The sequence below is a fragment of the Rubellimicrobium arenae genome (assembly GCF_017916275.1).
GTDB classification, from domain to species: Bacteria; Pseudomonadota; Alphaproteobacteria; order Rhodobacterales; family Rhodobacteraceae; genus Rubellimicrobium; species Rubellimicrobium arenae.
In genome coordinates this window covers 1-2,628 of the sequence record NZ_JAFMST010000010.1, presented here as the reverse complement: position 1 = coordinate 2,628, position 2,628 = coordinate 1, and the positions used below count along the sequence as shown (strand labels likewise).

Genomic DNA, 2,628 nt, shown 5'->3' with positions numbered 1-2,628 from the left:
CGGTCGGGGTCGGCGATGACCTCTACCTGCTGGCGCGGGGCAACGATGGCATGAGGACGCTGCGCTACTCACCCGACCGCGGCGCCTGGGAGGAGCTTGCCGTCAACGATCCGGACTGGTCCGACGCGAACGGCTGGGCTGACCGGGCAAACTACGGGACGATCCAGGCGATTGCAGTCGACGGGCGCCTTTTCCTCCTGTCGAGAGCAGACAGTGGCCTGAGGACGCTACGCTACGATCCAGCCAGCGACGCCTGGGAGGAAATCGCCGCGGGAACCTCGGACTGGTCCGACGCCGAGGGTTGGACCGATCCCGAAAACTACGGGAGCATCCACGCAGTTGCAGTCGGGACCGATCTCTTTCTGCTTGCGCAGGCCGACGATGGCTTGAGCACGCTGCGCTATGATCGGCGCAGCGACACATGGATCCATGTCGGGCCCGGCGGCTAGATCAGCCCTCGCCTGAGGGACCGCAGGGGGTGGATCCGGATCCGGACGTGCCACCCACCTCGGACCTGCCAAGGCAAGTGCCTGTGTGTCGGCCGCCCGGTCGCATCCGTCTCCAAGAAGCCGCGAGCATCTGCGACCGGCGGTCGAGCCCGCGACGGCTGCAGCCTGATCCCTTGCGGCCCACAGCTTCGCACCGTCTTGTCGTCGTTCGTGCGTCCGCCCACGCCCGCCTATCGCTCCCGCGCCGCGACACATGGCCGATACATGGCCGGCGCCCCAGGCTCGCCGCTCGCGAGATCGAGGCGGCGGGCGGTGTCGCCACGGAGTTCAACACCATCGCCGTCGACGACGACATCGCCAAAGGAGGTCGTCCTCGACCTCGTGGACGCGATGCTTGCCGCCGCTGATGACGCCATGACCGACGCCGAGGTCCAGCTGGCCGAGCGGTCTGCCCATCCGAAGTTGCCCTGCGACCCCCGCTCCAGGCCAATATGGACTTGAGAATGGCCGAGGGAGTCCGAACATCTTGGGCAACTCAGCAGCACGGGAGTTGCAATGCAGGTCCGGTTAGGGTGGTCGATGGCGTTGGCGGGCTGCTTGGGGCCGTGTTCCGCATGGCCGGAGGGCGCAGGGCCCGGCACATGGGACAGGGCCACCGAGCCCTACGAATGCCTCAGGGATCTCCATGTCTCGACCTCGGGCGCCGACGGCAATCCGGGAACGGAATCGGCCCCCTGGAGAACCATCGGCCACGCGCTGGCCAGTGCCCTTGAAGCCGGCGACTGCATCATCCTTGAAGACGGCACCTATGTGGAGGCCGTCCACTGGACCGACAATGGCGGAACCGTGGACTCGTCCAGCGGATACGTTGTCCTGCAGGCCCGCAACCGACACGGGGCCAAGGTGCGGCCGCCCGCCGGAGCCTATTCCACGCTGACGATCCGGAGCAGCTTCGTCATCGTCGATGGCCTTGACGTGGTGGGCGGCGACGGCCATGCGATCGACATCGAAGCCTCCCATCACGTCAAGGTGCTCAACACCTTGGCGCATGACAGCGGTGGCAGCGGGATCTCCGCCTGGAAGGGCGAATTCTTCCTTTTCGAGGGGAACGTCACTTACAACAACACCTCCACCAATGGTTATCAAGGTAGCGGCATCTCGATCTATTGGGCCCGAGCGATCTCGGGCGATGATGACTTCACCGGCTTCCGGAACATCGTTCGCGGCAACATCTCGTTCGGAAATGTCGAAGGTCCTTCGATTCCGACGCCGCACACGGACGGCAACGGGATCATCATCGACGATTTCCGGCACACGCAGACGACGGGAGTGCCGCCCTACCCCTACCCAACCCTCATCGAGAGCAACCTGGCCTATGCGAACGGCGGCAAGGGAATCCAGGTGACGTGGAGCGATCATGTCACGATCCGCAACAACACCGCCCATGGCAACAACCGCGACAACCTGAACCCGGGCACGTGGCGAGGAGAACTCAGCAATGCCCAGTCGAGCTTCAACACTTGGGTCAACAACATCGCCGTGGCCGACGCGGGCCTGAACCCCAACAACACCGCGCTCGATAACGTGTCCTACGACGGCTACCTGAACACGGACGTCGCCTGGGTCGCAAACCTCGGCTACAATCGGAGTCCGCTGGGCGCCGTCGTCCGCACCGACGGAGGCAACCCGCCCCCCGGGCCGGAGGGCGGAAATCTCCTGGGCGCGGATCCTCGCTTCCTCGCCCCCGGAGACGACCGTGCGGCGGATTTCCGGCTCCTGGCCGTATCGCCTGCCGTCGACGCCGGGACGGACATCTTTGGCTTGCCCCCGAGCGACCTCGACGGCCAGGCCAGGACCGCGGGCTCCAAGGTTGACCTTGGCGCATACGAGCATCGTCCCTGACGCGCCGATCTGCCCGTCTTTCCCGACCAGCACTGGGCCAGGGCCTGCTGGAGAGCGACGTGCGGGTCTGGGCCGCTGCATCCGCGCCTCCCGACCGATCAGCGGCGCCACCAGGCCAAGCTTCAAAGGACAGCGCGGCGAGGCTGGCGTCGTAGCGGTTGCTCACACGGGTTGCGGGCCCCTGTCCCCCCGTCACTGTCGGAGGCTGTCGATCTCTTGCCTGAACCAGCGGACGGTGTGCTCGAGGCCCTGCCGCAGCCCGGTTCTGGCGCGCCAG

At 66.2% G+C, this 2,628-nt stretch carries 2 protein-coding genes; both read left to right on the top strand.

Features of this window, described 5'->3' with window-relative positions; translation table 11 throughout:
- Positions 1-449: hypothetical protein (locus tag J3P31_RS15975; protein WP_210529497.1), on the top strand; the 449-nt coding region annotated here is incomplete at its 5' end.
- Between the two features lie 579 nt (positions 450-1,028).
- Complete coding sequence (locus tag J3P31_RS15970; RefSeq protein WP_210529496.1) at positions 1,029-2,351, top strand: right-handed parallel beta-helix repeat-containing protein; 1,323 nt, start codon at positions 1,029-1,031, stop codon at positions 2,349-2,351.
- Positions 2,352-2,628: the final 277 nt, after the last annotated feature.